The organism is Thalassococcus halodurans, assembly GCF_900108225.1.
Taxonomy (GTDB): Bacteria; Pseudomonadota; Alphaproteobacteria; order Rhodobacterales; family Rhodobacteraceae; genus Thalassococcus; species Thalassococcus halodurans.
This window is the reverse complement of record NZ_FNUZ01000002.1, coordinates 573,794-590,297: the sequence shown is the minus strand read 5'-3', so window position 1 is coordinate 590,297 and position 16,504 is coordinate 573,794. Positions and strand designations below refer to the sequence as shown.

The following is a 16,504-nucleotide window of genomic DNA, read 5'->3' as shown; positions in this document are numbered from 1 at the left end:
GGAAGTGGGCCTTGACGGTTGTTTATGCTGCGTCTTCGTCCAGATCGATTTCGTCGTTCTGTGCAACGACTTCGCGTTCCGCGTAGTGTCCGCAGGACGGGCATACGTGGTGCGGGCGCTTCAGTTCGCCACAGTTGTCACATTCATTCGGGTTCGCTGCGACGAGCGCATCATGCGCACGACGGTTGTTGCGACGCGATTTGGATACTTTGTTCTGTTGGACGGCCATGTCTCAACCTCAATTTAAGCGTGTCGGGGCATGGCACACATGCCCTATGTCTTGGATTGTTCGGGCACATACGCTGGTAGGCGTGGCTCTGGCAACCCTGAATCTCGTGAAGGCGCGAAAATACGTATCGTTTTCTTGAACGCAAGGGGGTAATTCGCGTTTCGCCTTAATCTTTTTGCCCGTCCGGGTCGGAAAGTTTGTCCCGAAGCGCTGCCAAACCGGCAAAAGGCTTGGTTTCTTCCTCTTTTATCGGTTCTGCACCCTCAGGGATCGCGCTGATGTTGTCCAGTTCGGCATCTGCTGCGCGTGGATAATCAGGGATCGCGATCGCCAAAGCTTCGATCATGACGTCGTAGACGTCGATTTCGGTCCCTAGTTCCTCGATACTGTCGTCTTCGGGAATCTCGGTCTCGCTGCCTTCTGTCGGGGTATGCAGCTGGGCCGGCGGCACAAATGTGCGCACGACATCAGAATCAATACGCGTCGTGACCGGTGTAAGTGTGACGACGCAGGGCTGGACGACAGTCGCCCCCAGTTTCCCGTTCAACCGCCATCCGCGTTTGCCCAAGGGGGCGATCTGGCCCGAGAAGGTCAGCTTTTTAATGGATGTTGCATCCAGTTCTGTGGCGACCGTGGCCCTGTCTTCTGCGGACAACGGCAGATCAAATTTGGTCGCATGGGCTTGTGAAAGGTCGGCGACCCTGAAAACCTTGGGCGAATGGGCACGTTCAGTCATTTTCCAGAGCGTTCCTTTACTTGATCGAATGTCTGTCCTTCTGTAAGCGGGATAGAAGGCAATAGAAGCCGAAACAAGAGGGGCGGGAACTTGGGCAAGGCAACAATGCGCAAAAGCAGTGTTTTGATGGCGTTGGCAGTATCGACGGCCATTCTGGCCGGGTGCACAGCACAATATCGCAATCACGGATATGTTCCGCCCGAAGAAGATCTTCAGCAAATCGTTCCGGGGGTGGATACACGCGCCACTGTCGAAGAACTGATCGGTGTGCCGACCACATCCGGCATCCTAAGCGAGAGCGCCTATTACTACGTCGGTTCGACCGTCAAACATTTCGGCCCCAAAAAGCCCGAGGTCGTCGACCGAACGGTTCTGGTCATTTCGTTCGATGAGGCGGGCGTTGTGACCAACATCGAAGAATTCGGGCTTGCCGACGGGATGGTTGTTCCGATCTCCAGCCGTGTCACGACATCCGGCAGCAACATCGGCCTGATCCGCAAACTGTTCGGTAACATCGGACAGCTGAGCGCGGATACGCTTCTTGGCGGCGGCTAATCCGTGATATTGTCATGTTTCTGATAGCATCGTGATGTAGCGATGCTGACGATACAGGGCAGGAGTACGGCCATGCTAGGTTTGGCGAAAGGGCGTTACAGCGCCAGACTTGCCCGTGAAGATCGCGACCTTGAGGCCGCCCAGCGACTAAGGCATCTGGCGTTTCGGGGAAGTGAGGGCATCGACAGTGATGTTTTTGATGCGGTCAGTGATCATGTGATTGTCGAGGATGTCTCGAACGGTACGATTGTCTGTTGCTTCCGCATGATGCCCTTCAAAGACGGTGCCTCGATCCAGTCTTCCTATTCCGCGCAATTTTATGAATTGTCGGCCTTGGAACGATTTAAAAGCCCGATGGTCGAAATGGGCCGGTTTTGCATCCATCCGGATTACCGCGATCCTGATATCCTGCGCGTCGCATGGGGGGCTATGACCTCTTATGTAGATGACAACGGGGTCGAGCTTTTGTTTGGCTGTGCGTCCTTTGCTGGGACGGACGCGGCCAGCTATGCGGATGCCTTTGCGATGTTGAAAGCAAAACACATTGGGCCGAAACGTTGGATTCCCCAGATCAAGGCACCGAATGTGTTTCGCTATGCCTCGCGTTTGCGACGCAGGCCGGATGCCAAAAAGGCCATGTTGCGGATGCCGCCGCTGCTACGGACCTATCTGTTGATGGGGGGGTGGGTCAGTGATCATGCGGTGATCGACACTGATATGAATACGCTCCATGTCTTTACAGGCGTCGAAATCGGGCGCATTCCGCCGGAACGCAAACGGCTGCTACGCTCGGTTCTGGCCTGATCACAGCACCTCTTGCTGTTGTCACGCGCTCCTGCCATATCGCGGGCATGGCACAGATACCTCTTCTTCAGCTTTCTGATATCTCTCTGACCTTCGGCGGAAATCCCGTTTTCGATGGACTGTCGTTGATTGTGCACCAAGGCGACCGTGTCGCGTTGGTCGGGCGGAACGGTTCCGGCAAATCGACGCTTTTGAAAGTTATGGCGGGTATTGTTGAACCTGATCGCGGCGAACGGGTCGTGCCGCCGGGGATTACCGTCGGGTATATGGAGCAGGACCCTGATCTGACAGGCTTTGAAACGCTGGGCGACTATGCCGCCGAAGGTCTTGATCCAGGCGAGATGTACCGCGTTGAACGCGCAGGTGAAGGCCTGAAGTTTGATCCAGCGCGTCCTGTGTCCACGGCATCCGGTGGGGAACGTCGTCGGGCAGCTTTGGCGCGTATGCTGGCGCGTGATCCGGATTTGATGCTGTTGGACGAACCGACCAACCATCTGGACATTGAGGCGATCAATTGGCTGGAAAGTGAATTGAAATCAACGCGCAAGGCCTTTGTTCTCATCTCGCACGACAGGCGTTTTCTGACCGAACTGACGCGTGCCACGCTCTGGGTGGATCGTGGCGAAGTCCGCCGTCAGGAACAGGGTTTCAGCGGATTCGAGGCATGGCGTGACAAGGTTTGGGCGGACGAAGACATGCAGCGCCACAAGCTTGATCGCAAAATCAAGTCCGAGGCGCGTTGGGCCGTCGAAGGCATCAGCGCACGCCGCAAACGGAATCAAGGCCGCGTCCGTGCCCTACAGGATTTGCGCAAGGAACGGTCCTCGATGATCCGCCGTCAGGGCACGGCCGCAATGGAACTGTCCGCCGGTCCGACCTCGGGCAAAAAGGTGATCGAGGCTGTGGGTCTGTCCAAAGCCTACGGCGATAAGGTCATCGTCAAGGATTTCTCGCTGCGCGTTCAGCGTGGGGATCGTGTGGGCTTTGTGGGCCCGAACGGTGTGGGTAAGACAACGCTTTTGCGTATGTTGATGGGTCAGGAAGCGCCTGACAGTGGTGAAGTCTCATTGGGCACCAACCTGATGCCCGCGATTTTCGACCAGTCCCGTGCACAACTTGATCCGGACATGACCCTTTGGGAATCGCTGACCGGTGACCCTGAAATGCGGGTCTCTGGGAAAGCGGATCAGGTTCTGGTGCGTGGGCAACCCAAGCACGTGGTCGGCTACCTGAAAGAATTCCTGTTCGATGAACGTCAGGCCCGTGCGCCAGTCCGGTCTTTGTCGGGCGGTGAAAAGGCACGATTGCTGTTGGCCAAGATCATGGCCAAGGAATCGAACCTGCTGATCCTTGACGAACCGACCAACGATCTGGACGTCGAAACGCTGGACCTGCTGCAGGATCTGATCGGGGAATATGACGGGACAGTTGTTCTGGTCAGCCACGACCGTGATTTTCTGGACCGCACAGTCAGCACGACCATCGCGATGGAAGGCGATGGCAAAGCAACGGTTTATGCCGGTGGCTGGAGCGATTATCAGGCCCAGCGCGCCGAGACGAAGAAGGCCGAAACGCAGGATAAATCCGCCAAGTCCAAAGATCCGGTCGAAGAAAAGCCGAAAGCCAAACCGGCCAAGCCCAAGGGCCTCAGTTTCACTGAAAAACACCGGCTTGAAGCCCTTCCGGCAGAAATCGAACGTCTTGAAGCCGAGATTGGCAAACTGAATGAACTTCTTGGTGATCCCGATCTGTTCACGCGCGAACCGGTCAAGTTCCGCAAAGCGACCGAAGCCTTGGCCGAACGGCAGACCAAGCTAGATGCCGCTGAAATGGAATGGCTCGAGCTTGAGGAAAAGGCGGCAGAAGCGTCTTGATCCAATAGGCGCGGTCTGGGGATAGGCGGACGGTGCCATGACGGAATTGTTCATCGGATCAAACATCTATCGCGGTTCCAGCTATGGGCCGCTACATCCGTTGTCCATTCCGCGCGTGCCAGCGGTGATTGATCTGTCACGCGCATTGGGTTGGCTGCCGTCCGAGCGTTATCGGACATCGCCCTTGGCCAAGCCTGTGGCGCTGGAACGATTTCACACGCCCGAATACGTGTCTGCCTTGCTGTCTGCGGAGAAAGAGCAATCCGTTTCCGAGGCGACACGGACGCGCCACCACTTGGGCACTCTGTCCAATCCGGTTTTCACCGAAATGTACCGGAGGCCCGCGACGGCTGTGGGTGGTGGCCTGCTGGCGGCAGAACTGGTTGCTGACGGCGGTGTCGTTTTCAATCCCGGGGGAGGAACGCATCACGGGATGGCGGATCGGGCAGGGGGGTTCTGTTATCTGAATGAACCCGTCCTCACAATCCAACGGTTGCTAGAGCTTGGCTGTCAGCGTGTCGCATACGTCGATATCGACGCGCACCATTGCGATGGCGTGGCCGAGGCTTTTCACGGCGCGGACAATGTGCGGATGGTGTCTGTCCACGAAGCCAACCGTTGGCCGTTCACTGGCGACATCGATGATGATGCAGGCGGGGCAGCGCTCAATCTTCCGGTAGCACGCTGCTTCAACGATACAGAGTTTGACCTGGTTCTGGACCAGATCATCCTTCCAGCCGTCCAGTCGTTCAAAGCCGACGCGGTTTTCCTGCAATGTGGGGCAGATGCAGTAAGCGAAGACCCTTTGGCGCGCCTGTCTCTGTCAAACCGATGTCACGTCAAAACCGTGCGCGCCCTACGGCCACTGGCCCCGCGTTTGATCGTATCCGGTGGCGGTGGCTATAACCCTTGGACGGTTGGGCGCGCTTGGACAGCTGTCTGGGCCGAGATCGCTGGGTTCGAGGTGCCGGATGTTTTGCCGTCAGAGGCGTCAGACATCCTTCGTGCGCTATCATGGCCGCGGAAAGCCAAACCGGATCACACGCTGCTGGCAACGATTTTGGATAAGCCGCGCAATGGGCCGATCCGCGACGATCTAAGGCGTGATGTTGCCGTGCTTTCGGAAAGATTGAAAGGTTGGAGCGGGTAACGGGAATCGAACCCGTAACAAGAGCTTGGGAAGCTCGTGTGATACCTTTTCACCATACCCGCGCAGGCCAATCCATAGCAGCGAACGCGCGCGGTTCACAAGCAGGATCGCACAGCTTGTGTTTCATTTGCGCGCATACATGTGAATTGCCTGAACGACCAACTCGGGGCAAACTGAACGCATTGGTTCAATATGACAGGAGGGCCAAATGCATATTTCCAGACGCCGAGATTTTGGCCTGATCAAAGCCGCCATTCTGGTCGCGTTGATGGTCGTTGGGCAGATGCTGAGCGGCAGCATCGCAGGCGCTGATAACGCCAGCGTTGCATTCTTGGATGCCTTCAAACTCTGCTAAGACCTAGCTGTTGACGCCGGTCCCCTGAAGCACACCGTGTTCCAGCGCATATCGGGTCAGGCCTGCGGTCGAACTGATCCCAAGCTTGCGTTTGATGTTCTTGCGGTGCGTTTCGACGGTACGCACGGAAATGTCCAATGCGTTCGCGACGTCTTTGTTCGACATGCCTTGGGCAAGTTGAAGCAGGATCGTCTGTTCCCGGTTGGTCAGTTGTTCGCGTGTGTCGCTGGCAGGAGGTTCAAGTGACCCTTGCGCGCCCGTACACAGATACCGCTGACCGGACATCACAGCATCGATGGCATGCTTGATTTCTTCGGTGGGGACGTCTTTCAGAACGTATCCTTTGGCCCCATGGCTGAGAGCTGTCGAGATGTATTCGGGGCTGTCGTGCATGGACAGGATCAGAATGCGCGTTTCTGGGCGGCGCTCGAGCAGCATTTCTGTCGCTGACAGGCCCGAGAGGCCGGGCATGTTCAAATCCATCAGGATCACATCCGGCGACAGATCATCGATGCGGTCGATGATTTCCTTGCCGTCAGACAGCGTGGCTACGACCGAGATGTCGTCGTAACATTCCAGAATGGCTTCGATCCCTTCGGCGACCATGGGATGGTCGTCAACGATGGCAACGCGGATCGGAGTGGTCATGTGCCGTTCCTTCAAGCTTTATGGTTCAGGGGGCAGCAAGTGCGTCAATGGCACCCGCGCTTCAATAGTAGTGCCATTGGCACTGGATTTCACGGTCAGTGTCCCGCCCAATTGATCAACGCGTTCTTGCATATTGCGCAGACCAATCCCAGAGCGGGCTTTGCGGTTCTCGGCCTTGGGCATGCCTTGGCCATTGTCGGAAATCCGTAAGGTTGCACCGCGTGTATGGCCGCGCAGATCGATATTGACCATGGTCGCTTGTGAATGACGTTCAACGTTGGTCAGCGCCTCTTGTGCGATGCGGTACAGGGCGATCCGGGCCTCTTGGTCCAGACGGTTGCGGAAGACCACGGTTTCGAACTTCGTTTCAATGTTGGTGCGGGCGCGAAAATCATCGGCCAATGCCTTGATCGCCGGACCAAGGCCCAGATCATCCAGCACGCCCGGACGCAAGTCGCGCGAAATGCGGCGGACTTCCTGGATGGCGCCTGACAGGTTGTCGATGCCTTTATCCAGCGTCTCGGCCGCGCGTTTGTCTTCGTTGGTCACGCGGCGTTTGGCGATATCGAGCGAATATTTCACGCCGACAAGAATCTGGCTGATACTGTCATGCAATTCGCGCGCAACGCGGCCGCGCTCTTCTTCCTGCGCATCAAATACCCGCTGTGTCAGTTCACGAAGCTTGGCGTCCGCCAGTTTCTTTTCGTGAATGTTCAGCAAAAGGCCGGACATAAATACCAGCAACAGCGAAAAGGCCGTGATGGCACCGATATAGATAAATGTGCGCCGGATACGCGCCTCCATATCGGCACGGGCGGCTGCGACCGATGACACAACATCATCGATGAATACTCCGGTGCCCACAGCCCACTGCCAAGACGGGAAGGACGTCACATAGGTGATCATCCGTGCTTCTTTGCCGGTTGATGGTTTGGGCCAGAGGTATTCGTGATAGCCGGCACCCTGTCGTGCGATACGGATCAGTTCGTCAACGATTGGTGTGCCTTCGCTGTCAGTCATGCCGGTCCAATCTTTGTTGATCAGATTGGTCTGGCGCGGGCTGACGATGTTGGTGCCGTCATAGTCGTAGACAAAGAAAAAGCCTTCATCGCCATAGATCATCGCGGCCAGGATCTGCTTGACCTGTTCTTTGGCGGCCTCATCATCCGGCGCTGCGTTGCCGTAGATGAAATAGAATCCGTTTCGTGCCTGCGTGACGTAGTTGCGCAGCTCAGCCTTTTTGGCTTCCAGCAACTGTGTCTCAAGGCTTCGGATTTCGCGTTCTGCGAGGGATCGGGATTGGTTGGCAACGACCAATGCGATGGCGGCTGCCGCTAGGATCAAAGGGACCGCTGCCAGAAGGAAAAGCTTCTGGCTATAGCGTATCTGGATGCCTTCGATGATCCTCCTCATGTCTTTGGACTAACCGATAAAAAACAAATCCGGAAGCACCCAGAAATACGGATGGATTTGCACTGGTCTTCCCGTGCCGCCTGCGTCAGTCTGCCGCAAAACAGGAGGGGCCATGTCACACACCGTATTCAGCGACACATACTGCACCTTGGGCGAGGGGCCTTTGTGGCATCCCGATCAACAGGCGCTGTTCTGGTTCGATATCCTGTCCCACAAACTGTATCGCCGTGGCGATCACGGTGAAGCGGTGTGGACGTTTGATCGCCCGGTGTCCGCCGCAGGGATTATCGACAAGGACCGCCTGCTGGTGGCCAGCTCACGTGACCTGTTCATCTTTGACACAGCCAACGGCGACGAAACCCATGTTCTTCCGCTTGAGGCAGATAATTCTGTGACGCGTTCGAATGACGGGCGAGCCGATCCGTGGGGCGGGTTCTGGATCGGGACCATGGGCTTCAACGCCGAGGAAGGTGCGGGTGCGATCTATAGGTTTTTCGAGGGCAAGCTGACTTTGCTTTTCGATAACATCACGATCTCGAACGCCATCTGTTTTGCCCACGACAAATCCTGTGCCTATTTCACAGACAGCCCGACCTATGTGGTTATGAAGGTGGCGTTGGATGAAAACGGCTGGCCTGTGGGTGAACCCGAACCATTCCTTGACCTGAACGAGGCGGGGACAAAACCCGATGGTGCGGTCATTGATGCCGATGGGCAGTTGTGGAGCGCCCAGTGGGGATCAAGCCGCGTCGCGTGCTATTCGCCCGAGGGGCAGTTTGTGACAGCCTTCGGTTTGCCCGCGGCACAAACCAGTTGTCCGGCGTTCGGCGGACCTGATTATTCGACGCTTTTCGTGACGTCCGCAGGTGTTGATACGGGCGATGACGATCCCATGGCAGGATCGACCTTTGCGATCGAAGCCAGCTTTCGTGGCATGCCTGAATATCGTGTCTTAATCGACTGATATTTAGGTATAATCAGGTTATGACGTCGGGCTTTTCGCGCCCCGTGCGTTTTGCGATTTCGCCCACGGACTGTGCCACATCAATGATAGACGCCAAGGCCTTTTGCGGGTCTTGGCCCATTTTGGCAGGATCGGTTTCAACCTGTTCCAGATAAACGCGCAATGTCGCGCCTTCGGTGCCTGTACCGGACAGACGCATTACGATGCGTCCACCCGATGCGGTGGTTAGACGAAGTCCTTGGCCTTCGCTGCGCGACCCATCGACCGGATCATCATAGGCAAATTCATCTGCCGTTTCGATGGTTTCACCGGCGATTGTTGTACCGGGCAGCGTTTCCAACTGCTCGCGGATCGACGCAACAAGGTCGTTGGCTGCACTGCTATCGACGGCTTCGTAATCATGGCGGGAATAATAGTTGCGGCCATAGGTGGCCCAGTGATCCTTCATCAGATCAGCAACGGAAGTTTCGCGTTTGGCAAGGATGTTCAGCCAGAACAGCACCGCCCAAAGCCCGTCTTTTTCACGCACGTGGTCTGAGCCCGTACCTGCGCTTTCTTCACCGCAAAGCGTCACGCGGCCATCGTCCAGAAGGTTGCCGAAGAATTTCCAACCCGTAGGTGTTTCGTGGCAGCGGATGTTCAAGGCTTCGGCCACACGGTCCACAGCGCGGGAGGTGGGCATCGAGCGCGCCACACCGGCCAAACCGTCGGCGTATGCCGGAACCCATGTGGCGTTGGCAGCGAGCACAGCAAGGCTGTCAGACGGGGTGACATAGCAGTGGCGACCCACGATCATGTTGCGGTCGCCGTCGCCGTCCGAGGCCGCGCCAAAGTCCGGCGCATCGGGGCCCATCATTTCGTCCATCAGTGTCTTGGCCCAGATCGGGTTGGGATCAGGGTGACCATTGCCGAAATCGGGTGAGGGCGTTCCATTGACCACGGTACCCTCTGCCGCGCCAAGGCGGTCTTCCAGAATGGCTTTTGCATAGGGGCCTGTCACCGCGTGCATCGCGTCAAACCGCATGCGGAAGCCGGATTTGAAGAGCGCAGACAGAGCATCGAAATTAAAAATGTCTTCCATCATCTCGGCGTAGTCCGCGACCGGATCAACGACCTCAATCTCCATATCGGCCAGTTTGGTCGTGCCGATCTGGCTTAGGTCCACATCCTGTGCTTCGACGATATCGTAGCCCGTGATTTCTTTGGTCGCGGCAAAGATGCGGTCGGTCGTTTGTTCATTGGCAGGTCCGCCGTTCGCGGCGTTGTATTTGATGCCGAAATCACCGTTCGGGCCGCCAGGATTGTGGCTGGCAGACAGGATGATGCCGCCATCTGCCTTGCGTTTCCGGATCAGGTTTGAGGCCGCAGGCGTGGAAAGCAGGGCGTTCTGGCCGACGATCACTTTGGTCGCCCCAGAGGCTGCGGCCATGCGCAGAACAACCTGTGCAGCACGGTCGTTGAAGTACCGCCCGTCGCCACCCAGAACCAGCGTTTTGCCCTTCACGCCGCCGATACCCGTCCAGATCGCCTGCACGAAATTTTCCAGATAATGCGGCTGCATGAAAACGGTGGTCTTCTTGCGAAGGCCGGACGTCCCAGGTTTCTGACCGTCGATGGGCTGGGTCTGGATACGGGTGATCGTCATGGCGGCTCCTGCAAGCTGTTATTTCTGCTTTGCTTCTGTGTGCCGTGAAATGTCGCGAAATCAAAGGGTCAAGCACGCGGAACCGCGCCATAGTCAGGAACTATTGCGAAAAAGTGCCGGATTGATGGGCGCTCTTAGTGGCGGAGTTCTTCCAGATGGCAGGCGCAGCCGGTGAGTGCGGCATAGTCGTTGGCGACCAGATGCACAGGGAATTGCGCCATGAAATCGGTGAAGCGGCCCTTGGCGGCAAAGGCCTTGCCAAAGGTGTCCATGGTCAGATGGGGTGCAAAATGCTGGGCCACACCGCCACACAGGTAAATCCCGCCAAGGGGCAGGGTGATCAGCGCCAGATCTCCCACATACCCACCCAATATGCGCGAGAATGTCTGAACAGTTCGCATTGCAAGAGGATCGGTGTGAACAGATGCCATGATGTCAGCAGCAGGGCGTTCTTCATTCTGGCCAGCCTCGTGGCTGATCCATGCGTAGATACGTTCAAAACCACGACCGGACAGGACATCTTCGATGCCAGGTTCGGGATGCTTGCGGGCAATGAAATCGCGCAAGCGCAGCTCTTCTTCGCTACGCACTGGCAGCGAAACGTGGCCGGATTCAGATGCGGGAATGACGGTGCTATTGCCGACGCTGTAGATCGGCGCGGCGTTCAGGCCCGTTCCCACACCGACTACCAGTTTGGGCGCGTCTGTCTGGATGCTTTCGCGTGGCAGGATCGGCACCAGATCATTACCGCTAAGCGACGCAAGCGCGTGGCCTTGTGCCTGCAGGTCATTCAGAACTGCCACGCGGCTCGCGCCTGTCGCGCGTGCGATCACGTCGCGGTCGATCGCCCAGTCGAGGTTGGTCAAACGGCCAACGCCGTCACGAACCGGACCAGCCATAGCAACGCAAGCCGCATCAGGATTGACGGCGTTCTGGCCCAGATAGTCCGTCAGGATTTGCGTCAGTCCGGTCTGGCTGGCGTTTTTGTAGCGCTTGATCGAGGTCTCGACGATGTCATGCCCCTTGGCGATGGCAACGCGCGTGTTGGTCCCGCCAATATCGGCGACAACTGCTGTTTGGGGCGTGTGCGACATGGTCTAGGTCCTCAATGCCTTTGAAAGCGCGTGGTAAGAGGCTTTGGGCGTGCGTTCAAGGCTTTCAAAGTCGACGTGGACCAATCCAAAGCGTTTTTCGTAGCCTAATGCCCATTCATAATTGTCCAAAAGCGACCAGACAAAGTAGCCTTGAACCGGAACACCGTCTGCTTTTGCCTGACGCACCGCATCAAGATGGAGATCAATGAATTCCATGCGATGTGTGTCGTCTACCGTATCGCCGATCAGATCGTCGGATGCCGCCATGCCGTTTTCAGTCACGAACAGCGGCAGGTCGCCGGTGTATTCATCAGCGGTGCGTTTCAGGAAATCATAGAGGCCTTGCGGATAGATTTCCCAGTTCATGAAGGTTTTTGGAAGCGGGCCTTCAACGGTTTTCACGCCGGGCCAAGGGCCACTATCGGGCGCCATGACGCTGCGGGTGTAATAATTGATACCACACCAATCAACAGGGCTTTGAATGATCGGAAAATCATCCTGCCAGTTCTTGGGAAGGTGTTCTTCAATCCCATCTAGGATGATCTTGGGGTAGGAACCGTTAAAGACAGCATCCAGAAAGAACCGGTTGTAGTAACCGTCATGAAGCTCCGCCGCGCGTTTTGCGGCACTGCTGTCATCTGCCGGCGTTGCCCATTCCAGATTGAACACGGCCCCAAGATTTTCATGACCTTGTGCGCGAAGTGCCTGAATAGCGGTGCCATGCGCCTTTAATGCGTGGTGCATCGCACGAGCGGTGGCGCGGATGTCGCGATGACCGGGGGCGTGATGGCCCAGAAAATGGCTTAGCCACGTGACACACCAGAATTCGTTGATCGTCGCGATAGAATGCATCCGGTCGCCAATACGATCCATGATGATGGTGGCAAAGTCGGCAAACCAGTTTGCGACATCGGGATGGGTCCAGCCGCCAAGATCGGATAGGGCGGATGGCATTTCCCAGTGGTACAGCGTGACACAGGGTTTGATGCCGCGTTCCAGCATCGCGTCTGTCAAGCGGTCGTAATAGTCCAGACCTTCCTGATTGATCGTCCCGCGCCCCTCGGGCAGAACGCGCGCCCAGCTGGTGGAAAAGCGGTATGCGTCAAAGCCTGCATTTCGAACAAGATCGAAATCTTCTTCAAAGCGGTGGTAATGGTCGCAGGCACGGGCCCCGTTTTCGCCACGCACCACATTGCCCGGCGTGGCGGCGAATGTGTCCCAATGGGTCGGTCCGGCACCGCCGAACCCGTGGCCTTCGATCTGATAGCTGGACGTTGCGACGCCAAACAGGAAATCGTCATCAAAATCAGTGCGTTTATTGCGCATCTTTATGTCCGTCAGATTGGGGCAGGGCCGGTGGACCCGCCAAGAATCATGTCAGCCTCAAGCAAGTGCTGTTTCGGCGTGTCACTGGGATTCGCGATCATATCCAGCAACATGTCCGCACCTAGTCTGCCAGCTTCGCGCACGGACGACCGTGTTGCGGTAAAGATCGGCACGTCGCCGCCATTGCGCAGGTAGCCAAGGTCATCGTCATGGGTGATGATCGATACGTCGCGCCCCATCACAAGGTTCCGGTCCTGAAGCGCACGCCTGACACCCAAAGCAACGACAAGTGAGGACGTCAGAAACGCGGTCGGCGGCTCTGGCAGATCCAGCATCTTCATCGCGTTGGAATACCCATGTTCTTCCGTCATTTCGCCCCCAGCGATATAATCGTGGTTCGGCTTGATGCCCGCGGATTCCAGCGCGGTCAGATATCCGAGCTTCCGGCGATGAGCGAAGTCCATAAACTCAAGACCGTTGATCAGGGCGATGCGTTTGTGGCCGAGCGTAATCAGGAATTCTGTCGCGCGGCAAAACGCACGGAAGTTGTTCATGTCGATCCACGAATAGGGGGTCGTGACATCTGTGGCCCGACCGTGGACCACAAAGGGCAATTCCAGTTCGTTCAGAAGCTCGATACGGCTGTCGTGCATCCTGGGGCCGTGTACGATGATGCCGTCTACATTCCCGCGCGCTTTGATAGTGCGGTAATGCTCTTCTTCCTTGCCGTCTTCGACCAAGGAGAGCATCAGATCGTATCCAGAGGCCAGAAAGCTTTCGGCAGCGCCGGTTACGAAATCGCCGAAAACGGGGTTCACCATTTCATGTTTTTTCGAAAGCGGAATCACATGGCCGACCGTCATGGTGCGCCCGGTAGCAAGGCTTTTGGCGCGACCGTTCGGGGTGTAATTATTCGCCCTCGCGGCGGCCTCGACACGCAGGCGCGTTGCTTCCTTGACCTCCGGGTAGCCGTTTAGGGCACGACTAACCGTGGTTTGTGACAGATTCAGGTGCTCTGCGAGTTCTTTCAGGTTCATACTGGCTTTCAAAGCGCTTTCAAAAACTCATTAACATTTGGCACAGTTGCCAAGGTGTTGGAAGCCCATTTTTCGCGCAACCCTAGCTGCAATGCAGCATTAAAGTCTGTTTAAAAGAATATTTCGGCCATTGACAGTTGATCCGCTGTGCGACAGTTTCAGATTTATCAAAGCGCTTTGAAAAACTTTGAAGCGATTCTTCAAAGCGATGGTTTTTGGGAGGATAACTGGAATGATGAAACCTTTGTTGGGGACAGCAGCTGTCGCTGCTCTGGTCGCTGGTGGCGCACATGCCGCTGGCCATTTGCCGTTTAACGAAGGCGAAGGTGCCTTTAACTGGGATAGCCTTGCGGCTATCGCTGATGCGTACAACCTTGAAGGTGAAACGATCACCATGACGGGTCCGTGGACCGGCGTCGAAAAGGAAAAGGTCGATATCGTCCTGAACTATTTCGAAGAAGCCACCGGCGCGACCGTGAACTATTCCGGTTCCGACAGCTTCGAGCAGGACATCGTAATCTCGGCGCGTTCCGGTTCGGCACCGAACATCGCTGTTTTCCCGCAGCCTGGTCTGGCGGCTGATCTGGCCAAGCAAGGCTTCCTGACGCCGATGCCTGAAGGCACAGCTGATTGGGTCAAAGACAACTTCGCTGCTGGTAGCTCGTGGGTGGATTTGGGCACATATGCCGACCCCGATGGAAACGATCAGCTGTACGGTATGTTCTACCGCGTCGACCTGAAATCGCTGGTTTGGTATTCGCCGACCGCGTTTGATGAAGCGGGCTATGACATCCCCGAAACCATGGAAGAGCTGAAAGAGCTGACTGATCAGATCGTCGAAGATGGCGGCACACCTTGGTGCATTGGTCTGGGGTCTGGTGCCGCAACAGGTTGGCCGGCGACGGACTGGGTTGAAGACCTGATGCTGCGCACACAAGAGCCTGCGGTTTATGACCAGTGGGTGTCGAACGAGATGAAGTTTGACGATCCGAAAGTCGTCGAAGCCATCGAAGAGTTTGGCTATTTCGCCAAGAACGACGCCTATGTTCAGGGCGGCGCGCAGGCGGTTGCCACAACAGACTTCCGTGACAGCCCGAACGGCCTGTTCGCAATTCCGCCCGAATGCTACATGCACCGTCAGGCGTCGTTCATTCCTGCGTTCTTCCCGGAAGGCACAGCAATGGGCGATGATGCCGATTTCTTCTACTTCCCTGCATATGAGGGCAAAGATCTGGGCAAGCCGGTTCTGGGTGCGGGCACATTGTTCGGCATCACAAATCCGTCCGATGCAACCAATGCCCTGATCGAGTACTTCAAAACACCGATCGCGCATGAACTTTGGATGGCGCAGGGTGGCTTCCTGACCGCGCATGCGGGTGTGAACCTTGATAATTATGCCGATGAGTCTTCGAAGGCGCAGGGCGAAATCCTGCAGAATGCATCGACCTTCCGGTTTGACGCGTCCGACCTGATGCCGTCTGAAATCGGCGCGGGTGCTTTCTGGACCGGTATGGTTGACTACGTCACCGGCGCAAGCGCGGGTGATGTGGCGACTGCCATTCAGGAACGTTGGGACTCGATCCAGTAAGCGAACTGCTTGAAACTGTTGGCCCTGCCATTTGGTGGGGCCAACATTGTCATCGGGTGTTTACCTGATGAAAGGCGCTGAAGGTTCAGGGGAAGGACGCGCGTTATGTCACCGGTATTGCAGGGAATTCTGACGATCCTGATCGGGGTGGGCGGATGTATCGCTTACTTTTACGGATCGAACCTGATCCTTGATAAGCTGATCTTTCCTGCGCGGAATGACGATCACGGAAGAAACATCAACCGCGCCACGATGGTGCGCCCGTGGCTGTTCCTGTTTCCGGCTCTTTTCGCGCTAAGCCTTTATCTGATTTACCCCGTGATCGGCAGCTTTATCCGCTCGCTCTACAACCGATCCGGCGACACATTCATCGGCCTTGGGAACTACGTTCAGATGTTTTCGGAGGACGGCTTTCGAACGGCCTTTCTGAACAACGTACTTTGGGCCTTGGTCGTGCCCGCCGCGGCTACGTTCTTTGGCCTGCTGGTGGCGCAACTGACGGACCGGCTTCGCTGGGGCAATATTGCGAAATCACTGATCTTTATGCCGATGGCGATTTCGTTTGTCGGCGCATCGCTGATCTGGAAATTCGTCTATGCCAATGATCCGGATATCGGGATCATCAATGCTGTGCGCGACTATTTCGGGATGGCCCCGATTGATGTGTTGCAAATCCCGTTCTGGAACAACTTTTTCCTGATGGTCATTCTTGTTTGGATTCAAACCGGCTTTGCCATGGTGATCCTGTCCGCGGCGTTGCGGGGAATTCCAGAGGAAACGGTTGAGGCGGCGATCATTGATGGCGCGAACCCGTTCCAGATTTTCTTCAAAATCAAAGTTCCGCAGATCAAGGGCACCATTGTGGTTGTCTGGACGACGATCACCATCCTCGTGCTGAAGGTTTTCGACATCGTCTATGCGATGACGGGCGGCAACTTTGCCACCGAAATTCTGCCCAGCTACATGATGGATTTCATGTTCCGCGACGACGGTCGCGCGACTGCTGTGGCCTTTGTCATCATGCTGATCGTGCTGCCGGTCATGATCTGGAATATCCGCCAAGCGCGGTCGGAAATGCGCTGAGGG

At 56.4% G+C, this 16,504-nt stretch carries 16 protein-coding genes and 1 tRNA gene; 8 read left to right on the top strand and 9 right to left on the bottom strand.

Going from position 1 to position 16,504, the window contains the following annotated elements; all coding sequences use genetic code 11:
* Positions 1-22: 22 nt before the first annotated feature.
* Positions 23-229: a 50S ribosomal protein L32 gene (gene rpmF / locus C4S59_RS07840; RefSeq protein ID WP_103909910.1), complete on the bottom strand. Its 207-nt coding sequence runs from the start codon at positions 227-229 to the stop codon at positions 23-25.
* Positions 230-395: 166 nt separating this feature from the next.
* Positions 396-965, bottom strand: coding sequence for a YceD family protein (locus C4S59_RS07835; protein WP_103909909.1), 570 nt, complete (start codon positions 963-965; stop codon positions 396-398).
* Between the two features lie 126 nt (positions 966-1,091).
* On the opposite strand from C4S59_RS07835, the gene C4S59_RS07830 reads away from it, so the two are divergent.
* The 4 genes from C4S59_RS07830 (at position 1,092) to C4S59_RS07815 (ending at position 5,348) form a co-directional block, all read left to right on the top strand.
* Positions 1,092-1,520 carry an outer membrane protein assembly factor BamE gene (locus C4S59_RS07830; protein ID WP_234994709.1) on the top strand — a complete coding sequence of 143 codons (429 nt, stop codon included), beginning with the start codon at positions 1,092-1,094 and terminating at the stop codon, positions 1,518-1,520.
* A 72-nt stretch (positions 1,521-1,592) separates the two neighbouring features.
* On the top strand, positions 1,593-2,324 hold the full coding sequence (locus C4S59_RS07825) for a GNAT family N-acetyltransferase (protein ID WP_103909907.1): 732 nt from the start codon (positions 1,593-1,595) through the stop codon (positions 2,322-2,324).
* A 47-nt stretch (positions 2,325-2,371) separates the two neighbouring features.
* Entirely contained in the window at positions 2,372-4,198 is a 1,827-nt protein-coding gene (locus C4S59_RS07820; RefSeq protein ID WP_103909906.1) for an ABC-F family ATP-binding cassette domain-containing protein, read from the top strand.
* 37 nt (positions 4,199-4,235) lie between these two features.
* The gene (locus tag C4S59_RS07815; protein ID WP_103909905.1) at positions 4,236-5,348 is read left to right on the top strand and encodes an acetoin utilization protein AcuC; all 1,113 of its coding nucleotides are present in this window, start codon (positions 4,236-4,238) and stop codon (positions 5,346-5,348) included.
* Here the strand turns inward: C4S59_RS07815 and C4S59_RS07810 are convergent.
* Positions 5,337-5,410: transfer RNA gene (locus C4S59_RS07810), tRNA-Gly, on the bottom strand. The two genes, C4S59_RS07815 and C4S59_RS07810, sit on opposite strands and share 12 nt — an antisense overlap.
* Positions 5,411-5,556: 146 nt before the next feature.
* Between C4S59_RS07810 and C4S59_RS19585 the strand changes: the two genes are divergently transcribed.
* A complete protein-coding gene (locus C4S59_RS19585) occupies positions 5,557-5,703 on the top strand; it encodes a hypothetical protein (protein ID WP_160006802.1) in 147 nt (48 codons plus the stop codon).
* Positions 5,704-5,706: 3 nt separating this feature from the next.
* Here C4S59_RS19585 and C4S59_RS07805 read toward each other — a convergent pair whose 3' ends face one another.
* Together C4S59_RS07805 and C4S59_RS07800 are read right to left on the bottom strand one after the other, a co-directional pair.
* Complete coding sequence (locus C4S59_RS07805; protein WP_103909904.1) at positions 5,707-6,351, bottom strand: response regulator transcription factor; 645 nt, start codon at positions 6,349-6,351, stop codon at positions 5,707-5,709.
* An 18-nt stretch (positions 6,352-6,369) separates the two neighbouring features.
* Positions 6,370-7,764, bottom strand: coding sequence for a cache domain-containing protein (locus C4S59_RS07800; protein WP_103909903.1), 1,395 nt, complete (start codon positions 7,762-7,764; stop codon positions 6,370-6,372).
* Between the two features lie 112 nt (positions 7,765-7,876).
* Here C4S59_RS07800 and C4S59_RS07795 point away from each other — a divergent pair, with 112 nt between their 5' ends.
* Positions 7,877-8,728 (top strand): SMP-30/gluconolactonase/LRE family protein, encoded by an 852-nt coding sequence (locus C4S59_RS07795; protein WP_103909902.1) that lies wholly within the window; start codon positions 7,877-7,879, stop codon positions 8,726-8,728.
* Between the two features lie 13 nt (positions 8,729-8,741).
* Here the strand turns inward: C4S59_RS07795 and C4S59_RS07790 are convergent, their stop codons facing one another.
* The 4 genes from C4S59_RS07790 to C4S59_RS07775 all read right to left on the bottom strand — a co-directional run bounded on the left by C4S59_RS07790 (position 8,742) and on the right by C4S59_RS07775 (position 13,830).
* Complete coding sequence (locus C4S59_RS07790) at positions 8,742-10,373, bottom strand: alpha-D-glucose phosphate-specific phosphoglucomutase (RefSeq protein ID WP_103909901.1); 1,632 nt, start codon at positions 10,371-10,373, stop codon at positions 8,742-8,744.
* 134 nt (positions 10,374-10,507) lie between these two features.
* Positions 10,508-11,467, bottom strand: a complete 960-nt coding sequence (locus C4S59_RS07785; protein WP_103909900.1) for a glucokinase — start codon at positions 11,465-11,467, stop codon at positions 10,508-10,510.
* 3 nt (positions 11,468-11,470) lie between these two features.
* Complete coding sequence (locus tag C4S59_RS07780; RefSeq protein WP_103909899.1) at positions 11,471-12,793, bottom strand: GH1 family beta-glucosidase; 1,323 nt, start codon at positions 12,791-12,793, stop codon at positions 11,471-11,473.
* 11 nt (positions 12,794-12,804) lie between these two features.
* Complete coding sequence (locus tag C4S59_RS07775) at positions 12,805-13,830, bottom strand: LacI family DNA-binding transcriptional regulator (protein WP_103909898.1); 1,026 nt, start codon at positions 13,828-13,830, stop codon at positions 12,805-12,807.
* Positions 13,831-14,062: 232 nt separating this feature from the next.
* On the opposite strand from C4S59_RS07775, the gene C4S59_RS07770 reads away from it, so the two are divergent.
* Positions 14,063-15,418: an ABC transporter substrate-binding protein gene (locus C4S59_RS07770; protein ID WP_103909897.1), complete on the top strand. Its 1,356-nt coding sequence runs from the start codon at positions 14,063-14,065 to the stop codon at positions 15,416-15,418.
* Between the two features lie 105 nt (positions 15,419-15,523).
* Positions 15,524-16,501 (top strand): carbohydrate ABC transporter permease, encoded by a 978-nt coding sequence (locus C4S59_RS07765; RefSeq protein WP_103909896.1) that lies wholly within the window; start codon positions 15,524-15,526, stop codon positions 16,499-16,501.
* Positions 16,502-16,504: the final 3 nt, after the last annotated feature.